The organism is Wolbachia endosymbiont (group B) of Philonthus cognatus (assembly GCF_947179345.1).
Classification (GTDB): domain Bacteria; phylum Pseudomonadota; class Alphaproteobacteria; order Rickettsiales; family Anaplasmataceae; genus Wolbachia.
Genome location: NZ_CAMXBG010000002.1, coordinates 834,245 through 852,850 on the forward strand (window position 1 = coordinate 834,245; position 18,606 = coordinate 852,850).

Sequence of the window (18,606 nt, forward strand, 5' to 3'; positions counted from 1 at the left end):
TGTTGATAAGTAAATTTCTGCTGTTGTGTATATGTAAAATCAATTTACTTATCAACATACACACTAACCAGCAACATTAAATAAATTTGTGTAAGATACTATTTCACATAAGATGTGATGGAGCACTTTTTGACTTTAAACTTCAGCTAATCTTCTAGCCTTATAATTCTTGATATGATCTGGATCAAAAGCCTTCCTTGAACTTAAAACACCAAAAACTATATGGAGTAACTTGCGCATTGCAGCTCCTACAATGGCCATGTTATGCTTGCCTTTCTCTTTTAACCTCTTACAAAAAGTCATAATAATAGGATTATGCTTTTTAGATACTATAGCAGGAAAATACATTGCCTTACGTAATGTTTGTGAACCTGATTTACTTAATCTGGGCTTGGCATATACAGATGAACCTGATGTTATATTCCGTGGTATAGTTCCAGCATATGATGCCAATTGCCTGGCATTTATAAAAACTTTTATATCAGAAATTTCAGCTAAAATAGCTACTGCTGATTCCTTTCCTATGCCTGGAACAGTTAATAGTAGCTGAAAATCTTCCAACAATTCTTTGTGTTGTTTTAATAGTTCATGTATGGAGTTTTTTATTGTTTCTATTGATTGCTCTATGTTCACTGAAAGATTTTCCCAAACATTTACAACTTTTTCAGGCAGTCTCTCTTTCTTTTCTAAATGATTATTTACTAATGTTAATTCATTTTTTAACGCAGCTGAACAACGATAAAGATGTTTTAATTTTTTCTTTTCAGAAGAAGGTGGTGTCCAACGTGTAGGTTCCTGTCTTTGACAATAATCTGCTATAATCTCTGCATCGCTACGATTATACTATGTATTTCATCAAGCTTTTTATCTACTTTCTCGAAACTTTCTCTACTTTCTTTTCTTCCCTCTGCAATAGAGTGTACTACCTTTTGACTAGCTTCCTGATGTCGACTCATTAATTCACTAAAGACTTTCTCAATCTCATTTTGATTACTTTCTATGTAACTTGATAGCTCATTAAAGTTTTTATCTATGAAATTCTCTAATTCATTGAAGTTTTTTTCAGCTTCCTGTTTCATTTCTTCTTTAAAATTGCTTAGTAACCTCTCTTCAATTAACTTCGGATCTTGCTTATTAATCTCATTCAATAATTCACCTTCCCATTCTTCATTTGTTTTCCCATCTAACTTTAAAACATACCTATACTCTTCTCTAGGAGGCTTTTCTTCACTGTATTCTCTCACGAATTTTTTTATTTTATTTTCCAACTCCCATTTAAAAAGAAGACGATAACCATATTTGCTAGTATCACTCTTTTCATCTATTCTCTTGTAGTATTTATCAGCACTACCATCACTCTTTATTATTACTAATCCCGCTTTATCAAATAGTTCTGCAGTATTCCATGAATTTGAATTTTTACTTTCTAAAGTGTGTCCTGGCTTAATGTGAGGAATAACAGTGGAGGTTTGTTTATATTTTTTTGACTTTCCAAAAACGATACCTTCAGTAATTGAGTAAGTAGAAAACTCTTTTTCGGTATTTTTTCTATAGTAATCAACCACTCTACTAACAGCATCTTCTGCTAATTTTGTCATTGCTCTCTGCCAACTTCCATCTACTTTAACTTGTACAAATTGGCTCTCAAAACTTTGAAAAATCTCAACACCAGATTTTACTAACTCTTCCCTAACTTTGATCGGATCTTTTTTAAATATATATAATTGATCTATCAGCTTTTTAAGCTCGTCTCTATTATAACTACTACCAATGCTGGATATTGCTAATCGAAGAACGTTAATCACAACAAGAGAAGATGCCTTTATTTTTGTTATCTCCACTCCTTCTGTTCCACCTTGTCCTGTTCCCATTATCGTATTAGCAAAATCAGCCCACTTACCTGTTTTTCCTTTTTGATTTTCTAGTCTTTCATAGTATTCTGATAAAGAGCGTTCATAAATAAAAACAAAATCTTCAACAAACTTTCTGAGCTTTTCATGCACTTCCTTCTCCTGTGCAGAAAGTCTTTCTACTTGACTAGAAGATTTTCTTAAATGTTCTTCTAAAGTCTTAATAATCTTTTCCTTATTTGATTGCTTAGCATTATCTAGTGGAGTTTTATCATCCTTATTTTTAATATTAATCTTTGCTCCTTTACTTAGGAGTAATCGTACTAATTCTTCATTACCTTTAGAAATAGCAATATGTAAAGGAGTATTACCTTGATTATTTTGAATGTTTACATCTATACCAGACACATTCAAAAGAAGTTCAACAATGTCTTGATGATTTTTGCTTACAGCAACATGTAATGGTGTATTACCACCATCATTGAGATCAGTATCATTAATATTTTCTACCTTAGTAACTAATTCTTTAATTGCATTAGTCTTATCTAGCTCAGAATTACCCGTTCTATGCTCACGTATCGCCAGAAACAATTTAGCAATGTTAATATCATCAGGATTATATTGACGTCTTATTCTCTTTTTAAGTTGAGAAGATTTACTGTTTTTTTGCTTATTTAGCTGCTCTTTCAACCGATCAATGATTTCTGAATTGATCCCTTTTTTTAGATTATTTACTCGATGTTGTGTCCTCAGCATACACCCCCTATATTACTTAAAGCTTTTATATAATAATTAGATACATCAGAAAAACAAATGATTTTTGGATATTATAGTATTTTATTGAAGTTTTTGAGCTGAGCTTGTATAAGAGCTTCGTTTTATCTTTAAATTTTATTTTCTCTACATTACCTAAGTTTTCCTTTATTATTATTAAATAGATTACTATTGATCTAGTATCATATTTTACTAAAAGTCTAATAAAAGTAGCCATTTCCGATAACTAAAATCAGCAAGCGTGAGAACTGTTTGTTTTGGGATGAGTGGGTCTACCAAATGATACATACGAACTTTTTTATATTCTGACTTTGCTATACGCTAAAACTAGCCATATTAGCCCATTTCATCCATATCTACATACGAACTGTTTTGCCTAAGCTTATTGAAATAATTTAAATCTTCTATTTTTATAACCTTATTTTTACGCTGCTTGTTCTCAAAAATATACGATCTTTTTTGCAATTTCAGAAGAGTCAATAATTCAATTCCTTATAACACTAATTAGTATGGTCTTTTCATTAAATTTATCCTCTCAAAAAGACAGTGCTTTATTCACCTGCTTTAATGGTATTATAATATTTTACACCTAAACCTACTCTATAAAAATTCACAATACGAATTAGTAAATAGATTATATTCAAATTGATTGTATTTATGATATATAGCGCATACAATATATTACTTGTTTATTTTAGTAGGGGGTATAGGTATGTTTAGTTTAAAGCAGGTAGTACAATATAATTTATTTGGTAGTAACGACCTTGAAGGCAATTCATCTTGTGAATTTGAAGATTTTCCTGAAGAGGTATTTGAGATTAGCAATGAAGAAAATCAAGCAATAGATAGTTTGAAAAGTAAAATAGAAAATCTACAACAAGAAAATTTTGATCTTAAAAAAAATGTAGAGTTACAAAAACACTATAAGAAAAGAGTAGAAGAGTATTACGAAGAAGTAAGTGAACTTACCAGAGAAATGCAAACCCTAGAAGGGAAAATTAAAAGGCTTGAAGTTGAATTACAAAGAAGGACGAGAAATTTAACTGAAAATGATCAAGACATCGAACAGCTAAAAAAGAAAATAGAAATATTATTATTAGAAACTCAGAACAAAAGTGATATAATTAAGAACTTAAATAATCAATTAAAAGAGGCAAAGAATGAAATTCAGTTAACAGACAAAATAAATGAAGAGTTACAGCAAAAACTGGTTTTGACTGAAGATGAGTTAAATAGAGTAAGAAAAGAAAGTATAGTGCTGATAAACAGTATAGAGGATTTGAAAGGTGATTATGAAAATCAGATATTAGAAAAAGAGAAGGAGCTTAATGATGTAAGAGATCAATTTTGTATTTATTTATCAGAGTATAAAGAACTATTTGCAGAATTCAATAGACTGCAGAAGGAAAACGAAAGTTTAAAACAGAAAAATTTCTATATTAGTAATGAAGTGTCTCTTGCAGATGAAATAAACAAAGAAAACGTAATAGAAGAAATAGCAAAGCTTCAGTTTGTACCTGAAGTGAAAATTAAACATATTATTGATAATAATGACCAAGAATCAACCTTACCAGATAGAGAAGCAGAAAATTATCGAACAAGTGAAGATAAAAACCTTGAAAATAATGATTTCGAGATTGGAGTATGGAATGAAGCTGACGATGAAAGTAGCGATGACCAGAAATCAACCTGGCTATATGGAAAAACAGAAAATTGTCGAACAAGTGAAGATGAAAACCTTGAAAATAATGATTTCGAGATTGGAGTATGGAATGAAGCTGACGATGAAAGTAGCGATGACCAGAAATCAACCTGGCTATATGGAAAAACAGAAAATTGCCGAACAAGTGAAGATGAAAACCTTGAAAATAATGATTTCCCAATTGAAGTATGGAACGAAACGGATAGTGAAAGTGACGATGACAACAATGTTAGCCCTTGCCCTGATTATGATGAAAGTTTTGGTAGGCGTTACAGTCAACTATTCTATGATGAAGCCATAATTCATAAAGAAAAAGATACTTTTGTTTTAATTCGTCAAAAAGATTCTTTTTCTTTAGCGAAAGTAAAACCGAATACAAGAGAAGAAGAAAAGTATGAAAGTATTTGGCAAAAAATAAATAAGATCCATGATTATCTGGACATTTTAGGTTACTCTGGTAGCGAAGAAGATTATGAGGAGTGCGAAAAAGAACTTGATAAAGTTATAAACGAAGCACTGAAACAAGGAATAATGTTCACTTTTCCATATAAATCTGATATGTCCTTGATAGATCGTATAGCTGACACATTCCCAAAGCTATATTTATCTGCTGACACTACTCGAATTTATGAGTTTTTACACAAGAAAAAAATATTTCAGATAATATCAGAAGGTGCATCTTTAAACAGATTTAGCGATGAAGAGCATGGAGATGTAGTAAACGTAATTTGTTCAGATAAAGATACCTTAGGTCAGCGAAAAGCAAACCTTTCAAAGCTGAAGGAGTTAGCACTTGAAAGTATTATAAGTAAAAGTGAGCAAATTGATAAACATGACTTTGAACTAGAAATAGATAATGGATATTTTTGTATAGATTACCCACAAAATAGTACTATTGAAGTTGCAAAGATATTCAATAATCAAAAAGCTAAAGATTTAAATCTAAATATTGGTATAGTTCAAGTTGGAAAAAGTATAATTAGAGTTGAAAACATAGAAGGAAGGAGAAATTATACAGACATCTCAGGAGATATCATTGAAATGTCTTTTACCACTGAAGTAGGAGAGATCAGTATTCATCTATGTCCTAATGAGAAAGATAGTAATAAAATAGAGGTGAGGCTTGTCGATGAAGTAAGATTTAACAAATTAGAGAATAAATCAAGTTTAGGGCTAAATTGTCTATTAGGGGGGAAAAGTGTTTTAACAGCTATAGAATATGGGTATTTTAAAAGAAATAGCAGCGTATTTGAAGAGTTAGATAAGGCTATTAAACAGTCAGATTATACAATAGAAAATCCATCTAGCTTTCTAGAGGGGGTTAATAAAAATCAACTACTCAAAGTAAATGCAAGGAGATATGGTCCAGGATTATGATAATACAAATTATCTGCATTATACTAAAATGTAAAAACAAGAGGAGCGAAGATGCTTTTTAATTTAGAGCCAGGCAGTGTTGGTTATAGTGATAAACATAGGATAGGATTGGAACTATCAAAATAAATGATAAAGAAAGAAGGAACTATAGCCCTTCTCATAATAGTCCAAAAAGAGTAAGATATGGATTTATAGTAGTGAAGGTAAGGATGCCAGTAGCATATAGTTATGACTTAAGGAAAAGGGTAATGGAAACGTTGGAGGTGGTGTAACAAGCTTTTTGCCTACCATTTGTCTATTAAGCTTGGGGAGTGTTAAATAAACTGTGTCAAACCGAGAAGTAAAGTAATAAATTGATAAAAAAATGGAGGTTTGACAATGAGTCAAGCAAACAGAACTACCGGTTTGGTAGACTATAAAGAATTAGAAACAAATATCTTATCATCTATACGAGAAGGAAAACCATTGACAGGAAGAGATGGAGCATTAACACCATTTATAAAAAAACTGCTAGAGGGAAGGCGAGATAGAAAACCATTTGTCGGCTGAAAGCGAAGAAAACAACCGAAGAAATTCAAAGACTTTACGGACAAGTATTTGAACTATTGACACCAGGAGATAGAGAAGGAAGTTTCGAGCCACAAGTAGTCAGAAAAAGGCAAACAACCGAACTTGAAGCAAAGGTTTTAAGTACATATTCCAGTGGCATGGGATATAGCATCGCATGTAGAAGAAATATAAAATATCTGCAGCAGAGATATCAAGTATTACTGACAAATTGTTACTGGTAATCAACGAATGGCGCAGTCGTCCGCTGCAATCTGTATATCCAATAGTGTTCATGGTTTTTTAAGGTCAAGGAGGACGGGCATTGTGTAAGCAAATGTATGTATAACATATTAGCAAAATGGCAGAAAAGAAGTTTTAGGCTTTTATATAGCAGAAAGTGAGGGAGCTAACTTTTGGCTAGGGATGTTAAATGACTTAAAAGAGAAAGGAGTAGAAGATATCCTGATTGTATGTGTTAAAAAGCTTTCCTAAAGCAATAAACAGTGTATTTCCTAAAGCAGAAATGTATAGTACATCAGATAAGAAATTCACTGAAATATGTATCGAGCAAAAGTTTTCATGAATGATTTGAAAAAAACATATCAAGTAGAGAAATAGCCGAGAATTATTTACTTGAACTGGAGGAAAAATAGGGAGATGGTATGAATAAGTATTGCTTGGTTGGAAGCAAGAGAAGATAATGACTTCTCAGAGTGGATAGGTGGCAGGTTGGATGTTTTTCTGAAGCACTTTCTTGCCCAGGGAGTAGAAAGAAGACTTCGTGGGGGAGATTAACTGCCCCTGCCACCGAAAATCATCGTGAGGCTCACAAAATGTGATGACCTCGTATAGGAGTTTGGAACAAGAGGAAAAAATATGCGTCACATTGGAGTCGATTTACATACCAATAGTTTTACTGTTTGTTACTTACAAGAAGGGAAACCTGAGCATATTCAAACGTTTCGCTTAAAAGACTTGGATAATTTCACCAAAGATCTTCAAGAAACAGATGAAGTAGCCATAGAGGCAACAGGTAACAGCTGTTTCTTTTATGATGCAGTTTCACCTTACGTTAAACGCATAGTAATAATTGCTCCTGGGCAGTTTGAAGTTGTTCGTCGCTCTGTGAACAAAACAGATAAGCATGATGCACGAGCTATTGCTTTCTTTCTCAGCAAAGATATGTTGCCTGAGGCAAGGTGCAAAAACAAACAATGCCAGCAGTTAGCTTCTCTTCTTCAAATGAGAGATCAGTTAGTAAAGTCACGGGTATCTTTAATCAATAAAGTTCATGGTCTTTTTAATTACCATGGAATAAAAATTAAAAAAGAAGTACTTACAACTAAAGTAGGATTTGAACGTGCTACTCAAAAGCATAATTGGGATCCTTTAGAAAAAGTTGAAATTGAAGTGATTAGCTATCATTTAGAAGCTATCCGAGAAAGCCTTAAAAAGCTTGAAAAGGAAATTATAGCTTTCGCTAAACAACTTCCTGGGTTCAGCAATCTTATCAGCATAAAGGGAATAGGTCCAATTTCTGCAGCTGTTTTTATTGTAACAATCGGAGACATTAATGATTTCCGTAGACCTGAGAAACTTACTGCATATTTTGGAGTTGTACCAAGAGTTTCTCAATCTAATCAGCAATGTACAATTGGAAGAATTACCAAACGAGGGTCAAAAATAGCGCGTACTTCTTTAGTTCAATGTACTTGGATTGCTGTACGTTACAGTCCTTACTTGAAAAGCTTTTATGAACATATAAAAAAGAAGCGTGGTTCTGCTAAGGCTATAACTGCTACTGCTAGAAAATTTCTTATAACTATTTTCTACACTCTTAAAAATAACTGTGTTTTTAAAGATTTTACAAAATTTGAAATTTCTACTGGACAATAATCATAGGAGAAAAATATACTTTAGTTTTGGGAGAATAATTGGGAAAATCTGTCTAGTTATTTAAAATATTCGGGAGTGTTAAATAAACTGTGTCAAACCGCATTTTTAATTCAACTCAATTTTCAATCTGTTCGGAAAGAAAATATCAAGTTGAGACACGGTTAATGCCCAATTTTGTACAGACATTGTCCATTTCTCTTCCACCTTTTTTATAGCACAATATACCTGTTTGTACAAGGCACTTATGCTGGTAAATGAGCCCTTGGTTTTGGTAAATTTTCTGATTTGTCTATGCAGGCCCTCAATTGGATTTGTAGTGTAAACCAGCCTTTTCACTGGGTCAGAATACTTAAAATAGCCAGACAAATTTTCCCAATTATTCTGCCAAGACTTTATAACCATTGGATATTTCGTGCCCCATTTTTCATCCAGCTCCAGCAAATAATTTTCAGCAATTTCCTTGTTTGAAGCCTGATATATTTTCTTCAAATCGCTCATAAAACTTTTCACATCTTTGCTAGACACATATTTCAGCGAGTTCCTTATCTGATGCACTATACATAGCTGCACCTCTGCATTAGGGAACACGCTATTTATAGCCGTAGGAAAGCTTTTCAGCCCATCTACACAAGCAATTAGAATATCCTCTACACCCCTTTCTTTGAGGTCATTTAACACACCGAGCCAAAAGTTAGCTCCCTCACTTTCAGCCAAATAGAAGCCCAAAACCTCCTTTTTGCCTTCTTGATCTACACCTAATATGTTATACATGCATTTGCTTACACACCGTCCGTCTTCTTTGACTTTGAAGAACATGCCGTCCATGAAAACTATCGGATATACAGACTGCAGCGGTCGACTGCGCCATTCATTTATCACTGGCAGTAATTTGTCGGTAATGCTTGATATCTCTGCCGCTGATATTTTGTGGTCATAAATTTCTTCAACATGCGATGCTATATCTTTGTAGCCCATGCCACTTGCAAACATACTCAGGATCTTTTTTTCAAGCTCAGGATGTAGATTAGTTTGCCTTTTCTTAACCGCCTGAGGTTCAAAACTCCCATTTCTATCTCTTGGCGTGAAGAGTTCAAATGATCCTGAACTTGTATTCAAAGTCTTTGAATTTCTACCATTTCTTCGGTTGTTTTCTTCGCTTTCAGTTGACAAATGGTTTTCTATCTCACCTTCCAGGCTCACCTCTAGCAGTTTTTTTATAAATGGTGTTAATGCACCATCTCTTCCTGTCAATGGTCTTCCTTCTCGTATAGATGATAAGATATTTGTTTCTAATTCTTTATAGTCTACCAAACCGGTAGTTCTATTTGCTATTTTTTGACTCATGTCAAACCTCCATTTTTTATATCAATTTATTACTTTACTTCTCGGTTTGACACAGTTTATTTAACACTCCCAAATATTCTGGCCCTGTAAGAAAATTAATTTATACCACAAATCCTATTGAGGGACTACATAGACAGATCAGAAAATTTACTAAAACCAAGGGCTCATTTACTAGCACAAATGCCTTGTATAAACAGGTATATTGTGCTATAAAAAAGGTAAGAGAAAAATGGACTATGCTTATACATGATTGGGCTTTAACTATCTCTCAACTTGATATCTTTTTTCCTAGTAGGTTAAAAATTGAGTTGAATTAAAAATGCGGTTTGACACAGTTTATTTAACACTCCCAACTTGTCCGGGAATTGATAAACTCAAGCATATTTCTCTCCTTAACATAACTCTACTCATAGCCAGATATATGAAATTTTCAGTGAGTAAATCTTATTCTTTCGATAGTCTTCTATTCCTAAAGCAAAAGTCCTTTCTACAACACACCTTCTTGGCTGTACTTTAAACCCCTCATTGGTAGTAGCTAAAGCGGTGTGTCTTTGTTTACTTAGAACCTACATGAAGGCCTTTTGACAATCTCAATATCCATACCATATTCTTCCTTTATATGATTTTTTAAATTTTCTCCTTGGTACCCCATCACATTTTTTTAACTATAGTATATTTTTTTCTTACTTTCCTGTATGATACTCTGGGGTAGCTTTCTATTCTTGTCCATTCCCTTTGACTTAGGTCTGCTGGATGCTTTTTTCTCATCTTTACCCAGCACTAAAACTTTAGATATTATAGCCTTTTACTAATCTCTGGACAAGCTATAGCTTCGGTAAACTCAGGAGAAGGTTCTTTTGCAAAAAATGCAGCATGTACAGCATTTTTAATGAAAAAACACGCGGCAAGTGCAAATATTGCTGTTGGTATATAACACCAAGGAGAAGCTATACTAAAAAAAGTAGCAGAAGCTACTGTTAAGCAACAACAAGTAAATATTGCTTGAAGCATAATATACTGTCTATCAACACCACCATACTCGGCCATTAATTTTCTAACTTTGTTATTGCTGCCGTATGGTAAACAAAATATCTTAATAAAAGCTGTTACACTATTAGTAGCAAGATATGAATCACACTCTATTGCTCTTGGTAAGTAATATTTTTTATTTGCATTAGGATCTGCACCATATTGCAGAAGCAGTTTTACAACCTTCTCTCTCTCATGCCAATTTTCACGACATTCCACCGCTTTATGTAATGCCTTATTGAGGCTTTCACTTTCTTTATAAGCACCATGTTTTAAAAGCAGTTCTACAATTTCATAATGCCCTCTAGAAGATGCTTTATGTAATGCAGTATTACCATATTTATCTTGTATGTCAAAATCAGCATTATACTGTAAAAGTACTTCTACAGTTTCATAATATCCCTTGCCACAGGCTTCCATTAATGGCGTTGTGGATGACTCATCCTTTACATTAGGATTAGCATCGTGCTTTAACAACAGTTCCACAACCTTACTATTTCTGAGAACTAAAGCACAATGTAATGGTACTATGCCACAAAGCACTTCTATGTTAGGATTAGCACCATTTATTAAAAGCAGATCAAGGAGACTTAAATCTCCACAGCTTTCGGCTTTATAGAAAGCAACTTCTAGTGGTAATAAAGATCCTGAATGCATTTCATTGATGTAATCACCAAATCTTCCATCTTTACCGCTTTTGAATTTGGAAAAAAGCTTTTTAAGAAACGCTATATCCCGATTATATAGAGCTCTATATAAGTAAAACCTCAAATCTTCAGGCGAATTAATTTGATTTAAATTTTTGTCAGTTAGATTTGTAACCTCTTCTATATTTTTCTCAGTGAGAAATTCATATGCAGTACCTAGCTTTTTGAATTTCTCCTCATTTTGTTTCTTCACAATCTCACTTTCACCTGAATGTTTATCAGGATGATATTTCAAAGCTAATTTTCTGTACGCTGATTTAATTTTTTGTTCACTGGGCGCATCGCTTGATTCAAAACCTAATATTTTTAAAGCTTCGTCTCTTTGTATGGCCATAATGTTTCTTTAATAAATTTATATATATAGTTTATTATATAATATCTATGATATAAAATCAAGTAATTCCCGATAATCTAGAAAAGCAAATTTTTCCATTAGCTGGTTTTAGAAAAATTTAACTCCCTCTTATAAAACTCATTTTTAACATTAGATTTACATTAATCATGAACCTGTTACGTGTAATTCTTCTCCACATAATCACTAATAATTGCCTTAAATTCTTCAAAAATATTATCACCTTGTAAAGTTTTGAAATATTTGCCGTCTTTGTAGACTGCTGAAACAGGTTTTTCTCCATACCCAGGCAGGCTGATCCCCAGATTTGCATGTTTGCTCTCTCCAGGACCATTTACTATGCATCCCATAACAGCAACTTTCATATACTCTACACCAGGATTCTTTTTCTTCCATACCGGCATATGAGTTTTTATGTAGCCATTTACTTCCTTAGTTAATATACGAAAACGATCGCTACTTGTGCGTCCACAACCAGGACATGAACTCACCTGAGGGTTAAAGTAGCGCAAACCTATAGACTGCAGTATTTCCTGACATACTACCACCTCATTAGTGCGTGATTCACCAGGGCGCTGAGTTAAAGAAGCCCGGATAGTGTCTCCAATACCATTTTGCAATAAATAAGTAAGCCCTGCTGTGGTATTTACTACGCCTTTGTTACCCATACCAGCTTCGGTTAAACCCAAATGCAGCGCATAATTGGAAGATTTTGCAAGTGCCGTATAAACTAAAATTAAATCCTGCACTCTACTGACTTTACATGAAATGATTATTTTCTCTGCATTAAGGCCAATCTTTTCAGCTTTTTTTGCACTACCAAGAGCAGACATTACAAGCGTCTTACGTAATATAACATCAGAAGTTTTTGGATTACTAGATAAGGAGTTTTCATCCATTAATTTTTGTGAAAGGTACTTATCAAGACTACCCCAATTTACTCCAATTCTGACAGGAAGATCATGCGTTATTGCATACTCTATAATTTTTTCGAATTTTTCATCACGTTTATCACCAAAGCCTATATTACCTGGATTTATCCTAATTTTACCCAGAATTTTAATGTTGTCTGGATAATCCTGAATCAGCCTGTAGAGCTCATATTGTCCACAGCCTACTAATATCTTACCATCAAAGCCTTCTTTATTTATTTCCTCTACTATATAAGGTATTGCTTTTGCTACTTCCTCTGAGTTCAAAGCAATTCGCACCAATTCTGAACCTGCATGCGCTAGTTCTATTACTTCTTTTGCATATTTCTGAGCACTGCTTTTTATGTTGTCAGAATCTATATGTGCACCAAGTGCCATGGATTGAACAACTATAGGATTATTTCCACCTATCTTCACTTGTCCAACTTTTACAGTATGAGTTTTATGCCTGGAAACCGGCGATGACTCATATGCATCATCACTCAATGTCAGGTCTCTATCTAGCATATTATTAATCGTGACACTATTTTACTGTGTCAACTACACTGCCAAATGAACTTGAACCATTTAAACTATGCTGTGGTGTTCTATTTAGATCAGTAATAGAATCATGAGAGCACGTTCTTCTTGATGGACTTTCTTTTATAGTAACATTTATAGGGGAAACTTTTTTTTCTCGTGTTGAAGTAACTTTTTTCCCTTTTTGTTGTTCACTTTTATGCTGCTTACTTTCATACTGAGAAACTGGCTCTTGATCTATAAATACAGCACCCTTTAAACGTGCAAGATTAATACCATGCTGATTGATCATAGCATCCTCCCCATCTTCAACTATGCAAGCTCCCACGTTGTTTGGCTCGTTATCAAGGCTAGCAATTTTTTTTTCTTTTAATTTTTTGATTAGATCTTCTTTATTTATAGCTAGATCTTGTAACTTTTTTTTCTTGAGGAGCTCCCTACGCTTCTCATACAGTTTATATGACTCAGCAAAATCCTCGTCTGCATGAAAGTTTGCACCACCAGGGTTACCAGGAGGTATGTACCTCTTACTGAACTTTACCTTAGACTTCGCTTCAACATTATGTACAGTAAAGAAACTAGAAACCAAAAGTATTAATATAAATAAAACTTTAGAAAAGATCTTAAGCATACTATAGTGAATATTGTGCTTTAAAAGATACCAATTAACAAACTTCAAGTAAATCAGAATCTCTACCAACTTTATAATACAAACATCTTTCTAAAAAATTTACTACCAAAACCTACATAATCTAAAGGAAATTTAAGGTGTTACAAATTTTACGTAACACCCTTTCAAGAAGAGCATTACACTCTTCCTTGCTGTAAGTTATTCTTCAATTTTTCGGTATCATTCACATTATTAAACTTTCCGCTTGGCATATCCTGAGACAAGTCGTTTTTCTTCTCTTTATCAAGCTTAACTCCCTGATAGATACAGAATGCAACAAAACTAGTTACAGCTATTGCAGCAACAGCACTGACTATGGCACAAGTTAGTATTGCTTGTTCTTGTCCCCCTACCATGTCTGCAAATGTTTCTACTTTTTCTTCTAAGCCTGTAAATTTTTCTTGCAAGCCGCTTAAGTGCTCTTGCATAGCTTGAAACTGCTCAGTACCAATCTTGTCTTCTAATGCACCAAAAACTTTTTCAAACTGCTCAACATCTATCTTTTGAGCTTCTTGCCACTCTTTTAATGCACTAAATACCTCTTCAAACTGTTTAGCATCTATCTTTTGAGCTTCTTGCCATTCTTTTAATGCGCTAAATACTTCTTGAAACTTTTTAGCATCAATATTTTGACTTTCCTGCAATGCTGTTACATCCGATTTATCAAAACCGAATACAAATTTGGTTATACCCATTTTTAACCCCCTAGCTAATTAATATATTACTATTGTACGTTTTTAGTAGTTAATTTAGTATTAAACACTATACAACTGGGATCCAATAAGAAATATCTGGTCATGCGCTGGAACTTTTGAATTCCAGTTATGCAAGAGATCTATTGATCTTAGAAATAACTTTCCTTGGTTTAAGTTAAGGGTTATTCTACCAATATCTCTCTCTTTCCTGAGTAACTCGGAGCACTGACAATACCTTCTTTCTCCATTCTTTCAACAATATTTGCAGCTCTGTTATAGCCTATTCTAAGTTGCCTTTGAATGTAACTAGTTGAAACCTTTTGATCTCTCTGAATGATGGCCACTGCTTGCTTGTATAGATCGTTCTCTTCATCTTCTGTTTCACCTTCTGATTCCGCGAAAGAATTTTCATCTTCTTGAGTGATTTCCTCCATGTAGTTTGGCTCACCTTGCGTTTTTAGATGATCAACTATATTTTGCACCTCATCATCACTTACAAATGGACCGTGAACTCGAATAATCTTACCACCAGAGGCCATATAAAGCATATCACCCATACCGAGCAATTGTTCAGCCCCTTGTTCACCAAGTATTGTACGGCTATCTATCTTAGAAGTAACAGCAAAACTAATTCTTGTTGGAAAGTTTGCTTTTATCACACCTGTTATCACATCTACAGACGGACGTTGCGTTGCCATTATGATGTGTATTCCTGCAGCACGAGCCATCTGAGCTAAACGTTGAATAGAGCATTCTATATCTTTGCCAGCAACAAGCATTAAATCTGCCATTTCATCTACAATCACCACAATATACGGAAATGTCTCCATTTTAATCGGTATTTTTTCAAACAAAGGTTTACCCGTTGTTGAGTTAAAGCCAATCTGTACAACGCGTTCCAATTCTATTCCGCTATTCATCGCTTCTGTAATTTTTTGATTATAGTTTATTACATTCCGCACATTTAAATATGACATCATACGATAGCGATTTTCCATCTCTTTCACGATCCACTTAAGAGCAATAACAGCTTTTTTTGGCTCTGTTACCACTGGCGTTATTAGATGCGGTATTGCATCATATATTGAAAGCTCAAGCATCTTTGGGTCGATCATTATCATCTTGCATTCATCAGGACTTAATCGATAAACAAGCGACAGAATCATCGTGTTAATCGCAACTGATTTACCTGATCCTGTAGTTCCGGCAACAAGCAAGTGGGGCATTTTAGTCAGATCTGCAATAATTGGTTTTCCGCTTATTTCCTTGCCTAGTGCAATCGGAAGATTTAAGTTTGCATTTTGGTATTCTGGCGATTCCAGTAAATCACGCAGCATAACAATTTCTCGTTCTTTATTTGGCAATTCTATTCCCATTGCATTTTGTCCACGAATTATTGAAATACGTGCAGAAAGTGCACTCATTGAACGTGCAATATCATCTGCAAGACCAATCACTCTTGCAGATTTTGTGCCTGCTTGTGGTTCAAGTTTGTATAAAGTCACAACCGGTCCATAACATACACTTATAATTTTTCCTTGCACGCCAAAATCACTTAGAACCTGCTCGAGCAGAGATAAATTCTTATTGCTCTCTAATGCATTCAACTGTTTTCTCTGCACAGATTCTTCTACTTTAGAAAGTAAGTGAATGCTTGGAAACTCAAACTCGCTAGAAGGTGGTTTAAAAATCTCTTCGGTATCTTTTTTCTGTCTTTCTTTTGGTTGTTGTCTAGTGGTTCTATATTTTTCTTCTACTACTAACGGTGCTATTGAATAATCAGTAGTTTTACGTAACCTGAAAAACAGAACCTTTGTAAAAAGGGAAAATATTTTTTTACATAGGAAAAGCAAAGAATAAACCGTTCTCTTCCAACCAATCAATCCTACAATACCTATTGATGCTACTACTGTGAATATGTAAAACGGGCAGTGGCCAATTAGAGTATTGCCGACTATTCCACTGTGCATGTACCTAGTAGTGATACCGAGCGAAAGTTGCGCTAATGTAGCACATATTCCTAAATTGATTAATATTAAATAGAGAATTTTCAGCAGCCTTTTTGATATCAAAAAGTAAACTATGGTTGTAGCTATTGTAATACTAGCGAGTCCAAGAAATTGAACCAATATATCAGCTAAATATGAACCTACTACTCCGCCCAAATTTGTTACTTTCTCATTTGTAGCTGTATTTAAGGATGGATCTTGATAATTATAGCTAAAAACCGATATATATATATACATTAAGAGTAACAGGTATATCGCTGATTTTAGCTGTTTTTTTAACATCTACTTAAAGTAATAAGTAATTGTATATTTTACAAAGTGAATTGCTATTATCAATATCATCACGGATAAATCTAATCCATTGAATGGTTGTATATACCTTCTGATAACCTTTAGTGGAGGATAAGTGAGTCTGTTTAAAGTTTGCATTATGCTGCTTACAATCTCATTATACATGTTAACTACATTCAATTTAATCAACAAATCGAGAGCAACTGAGCATATTAGAACGAAGCTGTAAAGATCAAGTAACAGGTTAAGTAAGTATATGATTGGATGCATATTACTAATTTATACTAAAGTCTATTATGTGTAGTGATATATATAAAATCAAGCCTCACAATAATTTTCATGCTGAAACAGGTATAAACAATAACTGATTAGTCTGTTTATCAACTGATATGTCGGTTCTGTCGCATCTATAAACCATAGGAAAGAAGATCATTAAAGGTGGGATTATAGGAGTTATGAAGCCATTAACATAGCAAAATTCTCAAAAGTAGAAACATTATTTTAATAATTTGTCTTTTTTGAATCATACGAATATTTTCTATGCCTGTGATGGTAATCTTTGCGGAATGGAAGCTTTTAAACCCAAGCATTGGCTTTATTAGTTTTTTGATAAATCTATCAACAATATTATTTAGATATTTTATTTGAAGAACTGTAATCTTCAGAAATTTCTGCATTCAAATCATCAAGAGCAGCAGTATTACTGCCGCTTTTATCAATTACAATTTTCTCAGGAAGATAGTTACTCCTGAAGGCTTTACGAAAGAATGCAAGTGCTGCAGACTTGTCTCTACTAACACACAAGAGTACAGTATATAAATAAACCCATTTACCGTTTAATTTAATGTAAGTCTCTCCAACTACTACCAACCTGCTTCTTTCTTTTCCTTACTGCCTCATCTATCAGTGGTGATAACCCACCTTTGTAACGTAGCATTTTGCTCCCCTTATACTCATCATTTCTTCCAAATCTCGATAGCTCAAAGAGAATCGACATTTCATGTATACAGATAACATCCTCTGAAAAGCTAAATCCTTTGAAATATGGCAACAATTTTTGATTGATACGAAACATCTTTGCTTTTTTTTTAGACAATTATATCATTCTTCTTTCTACTTCCCTACAAATGCGACAGAACCCTTAATCCACTCTATTATGTTCTGAGACCATACATCTAAGACTTTTACTTGTTACAACTACTGTGCCTGCAATCTTATCGTGCCAAGTTTGGCAACGTTTGTCGAAGCTTGCCCATATGAAACCTAAGAATAGTGGTGAAGTTGACAATATAAAGGAAAAAAACCTCTTTATTGCTTGTTTTAGAGTCAATTTTTCAAAAGTTTGTGCATTTACAACTCTGAGTCCAAGTAATAACTTTCCAGGTGTAGCGCCAAATCTTATCCACATATATGCTACATAACTAAAAAGCATAATAAATTGAACTATCTGATTTAGAACTAGTAACTTGATTAGTTTACTCTGCATTGCTGTTTCCTCTGCAGATAATGGTGTTTGCATCTGATATTTCGCAGCAATTTGGCCTAATATTTTACTGCTCTCTGAGTTCATGAAGAGTTGGCTTAAGGCTTGGCCGCAAAGCTGCAAGAACAAAACGATGATAATTAAATCAAGCAGCACTGACAAATAGCGTCTAAGTCCTGTTACGTAACATATTCCATTTTCATCTTTCTTTACCCTTTGAATAGCATTTATCGAAGAAAGAATGGAAAATAAACGATTAAAAAATTTGTGTAACATAAAGCATTTTCCAATATTTGAGTGCCCCTGGCCGGACTTGAACCAGCATGCTTTTGCAAGCAACAGATTTTGAGTCTGCCGTGTCTACCATTCCACCACAGGGGCCTACTTTAATGCTATAAACAACACAGGATTAGTCAAATTTTTTCTC

At 33.8% G+C, this 18,606-nt stretch carries 11 protein-coding genes, 1 tRNA gene and 5 pseudogenes; 4 read left to right on the forward strand and 13 right to left on the reverse strand.

The genetic code is table 11. From position 1 onward, the window contains the following. Positions 1-135: 135 nt before the first annotated feature. Together ONG78_RS05810 and ONG78_RS05815 are read right to left on the reverse strand one after the other, a co-directional pair. A pseudogene (locus ONG78_RS05810) lies at positions 136-840 on the reverse strand (IS110 family transposase); the annotation flags it as partial. Then, positions 816-2,606 (reverse strand): ankyrin repeat domain-containing protein, encoded by a 1,791-nt coding sequence (locus ONG78_RS05815; protein WP_264377910.1) that lies wholly within the window; start codon positions 2,604-2,606, stop codon positions 816-818. The pseudogene ONG78_RS05810 and the gene ONG78_RS05815, both read right to left, overlap by 25 nt. Positions 2,607-3,336: 730 nt before the next feature. On the opposite strand from ONG78_RS05815, the gene ONG78_RS05820 reads away from it, so the two are divergent. The 3 genes and pseudogenes from ONG78_RS05820 (at position 3,337) to ONG78_RS05830 (ending at position 8,148) form a co-directional block, all read left to right on the forward strand. Then, the gene (locus ONG78_RS05820; protein ID WP_264377911.1) at positions 3,337-5,703 is read left to right on the forward strand and encodes a coiled-coil domain-containing protein; all 2,367 of its coding nucleotides are present in this window, start codon (positions 3,337-3,339) and stop codon (positions 5,701-5,703) included. 378 nt (positions 5,704-6,081) lie between these two features. Continuing rightward, a pseudogene (locus tag ONG78_RS05825) lies at positions 6,082-6,902 on the forward strand (IS256 family transposase); the annotation flags it as partial. A 226-nt stretch (positions 6,903-7,128) separates the two neighbouring features. Further along, a complete protein-coding gene (locus tag ONG78_RS05830) occupies positions 7,129-8,148 on the forward strand; it encodes an IS110 family RNA-guided transposase (RefSeq protein WP_264377526.1) in 1,020 nt (339 codons plus the stop codon). Between the two features lie 105 nt (positions 8,149-8,253). Here the strand turns inward: ONG78_RS05830 and ONG78_RS05835 are convergent, their stop codons facing one another. After that, positions 8,254-9,492: an IS256 family transposase gene (locus ONG78_RS05835; protein ID WP_019078875.1), complete on the reverse strand. Its 1,239-nt coding sequence runs from the start codon at positions 9,490-9,492 to the stop codon at positions 8,254-8,256. 71 nt (positions 9,493-9,563) lie between these two features. Here ONG78_RS05835 and ONG78_RS05840 point away from each other — a divergent pair. Further along, a pseudogene (locus ONG78_RS05840) lies at positions 9,564-9,809 on the forward strand (transposase); the annotation flags it as partial. A 19-nt stretch (positions 9,810-9,828) separates the two neighbouring features. On the opposite strand, the pseudogene ONG78_RS05845 reads toward ONG78_RS05840, so the two are convergent. The 10 genes and pseudogenes from ONG78_RS05845 to ONG78_RS05890 all read right to left on the reverse strand — a co-directional run. After that, positions 9,829-10,176: pseudogene (locus tag ONG78_RS05845) on the reverse strand (hypothetical protein); the annotation flags it as partial. 111 nt (positions 10,177-10,287) lie between these two features. Then, entirely contained in the window at positions 10,288-11,562 is a 1,275-nt protein-coding gene (locus tag ONG78_RS05850) for an ankyrin repeat domain-containing protein (RefSeq protein WP_319606850.1), read from the reverse strand. Positions 11,563-11,738: 176 nt separating this feature from the next. Continuing rightward, positions 11,739-13,019, reverse strand: coding sequence for a flavodoxin-dependent (E)-4-hydroxy-3-methylbut-2-enyl-diphosphate synthase (gene ispG / locus ONG78_RS05855; protein ID WP_264377912.1), 1,281 nt, complete (start codon positions 13,017-13,019; stop codon positions 11,739-11,741). Positions 13,020-13,035: 16 nt separating this feature from the next. Beyond that, positions 13,036-13,662 (reverse strand): TRP75-related protein, encoded by a 627-nt coding sequence (locus ONG78_RS05860; RefSeq protein WP_264330408.1) that lies wholly within the window; start codon positions 13,660-13,662, stop codon positions 13,036-13,038. Positions 13,663-13,838: 176 nt separating this feature from the next. Next, the gene (locus tag ONG78_RS05865) at positions 13,839-14,396 is read right to left on the reverse strand and encodes a hypothetical protein (RefSeq protein WP_007302667.1); all 558 of its coding nucleotides are present in this window, start codon (positions 14,394-14,396) and stop codon (positions 13,839-13,841) included. 182 nt (positions 14,397-14,578) lie between these two features. Continuing rightward, positions 14,579-16,687: an FtsK/SpoIIIE family DNA translocase gene (locus tag ONG78_RS05870; RefSeq protein ID WP_264377913.1), complete on the reverse strand. Its 2,109-nt coding sequence runs from the start codon at positions 16,685-16,687 to the stop codon at positions 14,579-14,581. Further along, positions 16,688-16,966, reverse strand: coding sequence for a YggT family protein (locus tag ONG78_RS05875; protein ID WP_214250092.1), 279 nt, complete (start codon positions 16,964-16,966; stop codon positions 16,688-16,690). It abuts the gene before it with no gap. Between the two features lie 183 nt (positions 16,967-17,149). Next, positions 17,150-17,771 (reverse strand): annotated as a pseudogene (locus ONG78_RS05880) (IS6 family transposase). A 66-nt stretch (positions 17,772-17,837) separates the two neighbouring features. Next, positions 17,838-18,455 (reverse strand): RDD family protein, encoded by a 618-nt coding sequence (locus tag ONG78_RS05885; protein ID WP_264374840.1) that lies wholly within the window; start codon positions 18,453-18,455, stop codon positions 17,838-17,840. 22 nt (positions 18,456-18,477) lie between these two features. Then, a tRNA-Leu gene (locus ONG78_RS05890) sits at positions 18,478-18,560 on the reverse strand. Positions 18,561-18,606: the final 46 nt, after the last annotated feature.

What these genes read in the sequence shown, in the direction of transcription:
- ONG78_RS05820 (WP_264377911.1), top strand. Translation starts at nt 3,337, where the DNA reads ATGTTTAGTTTAAAGCAGGTAGTACAATATAATTTATTTGGTAGTAAC.
- ONG78_RS05830 (WP_264377526.1), top strand. Translation starts at nt 7,129, where the DNA reads ATGCGTCACATTGGAGTCGATTTACATACCAATAGTTTTACTGTTTGT.
- ONG78_RS05815 (WP_264377910.1), bottom strand. Translation starts at nt 2,606, where the DNA reads ATGCTGAGGACACAACATCGAGTAAATAATCTAAAAAAAGGGATCAAT.
- ONG78_RS05850 (WP_319606850.1), bottom strand. Translation starts at nt 11,562, where the DNA reads ATGGCCATACAAAGAGACGAAGCTTTAAAAATATTAGGTTTTGAATCA.
- ONG78_RS05860 (WP_264330408.1), bottom strand. Translation starts at nt 13,662, where the DNA reads ATGCTTAAGATCTTTTCTAAAGTTTTATTTATATTAATACTTTTGGTT.
- ONG78_RS05835 (WP_019078875.1), bottom strand. Translation starts at nt 9,492, where the DNA reads ATGAGTCAAAAAATAGCAAATAGAACTACCGGTTTGGTAGACTATAAA.
- ONG78_RS05870 (WP_264377913.1), bottom strand. Translation starts at nt 16,687, where the DNA reads ATGTTAAAAAAACAGCTAAAATCAGCGATATACCTGTTACTCTTAATG.
- ONG78_RS05875 (WP_214250092.1), bottom strand. Translation starts at nt 16,966, where the DNA reads ATGCATCCAATCATATACTTACTTAACCTGTTACTTGATCTTTACAGC.
- ispG (WP_264377912.1), bottom strand. Translation starts at nt 13,019, where the DNA reads ATGCTAGATAGAGACCTGACATTGAGTGATGATGCATATGAGTCATCG.
- ONG78_RS05865 (WP_007302667.1), bottom strand. Translation starts at nt 14,396, where the DNA reads ATGGGTATAACCAAATTTGTATTCGGTTTTGATAAATCGGATGTAACA.
- ONG78_RS05885 (WP_264374840.1), bottom strand. Translation starts at nt 18,455, where the DNA reads ATGTTACACAAATTTTTTAATCGTTTATTTTCCATTCTTTCTTCGATA.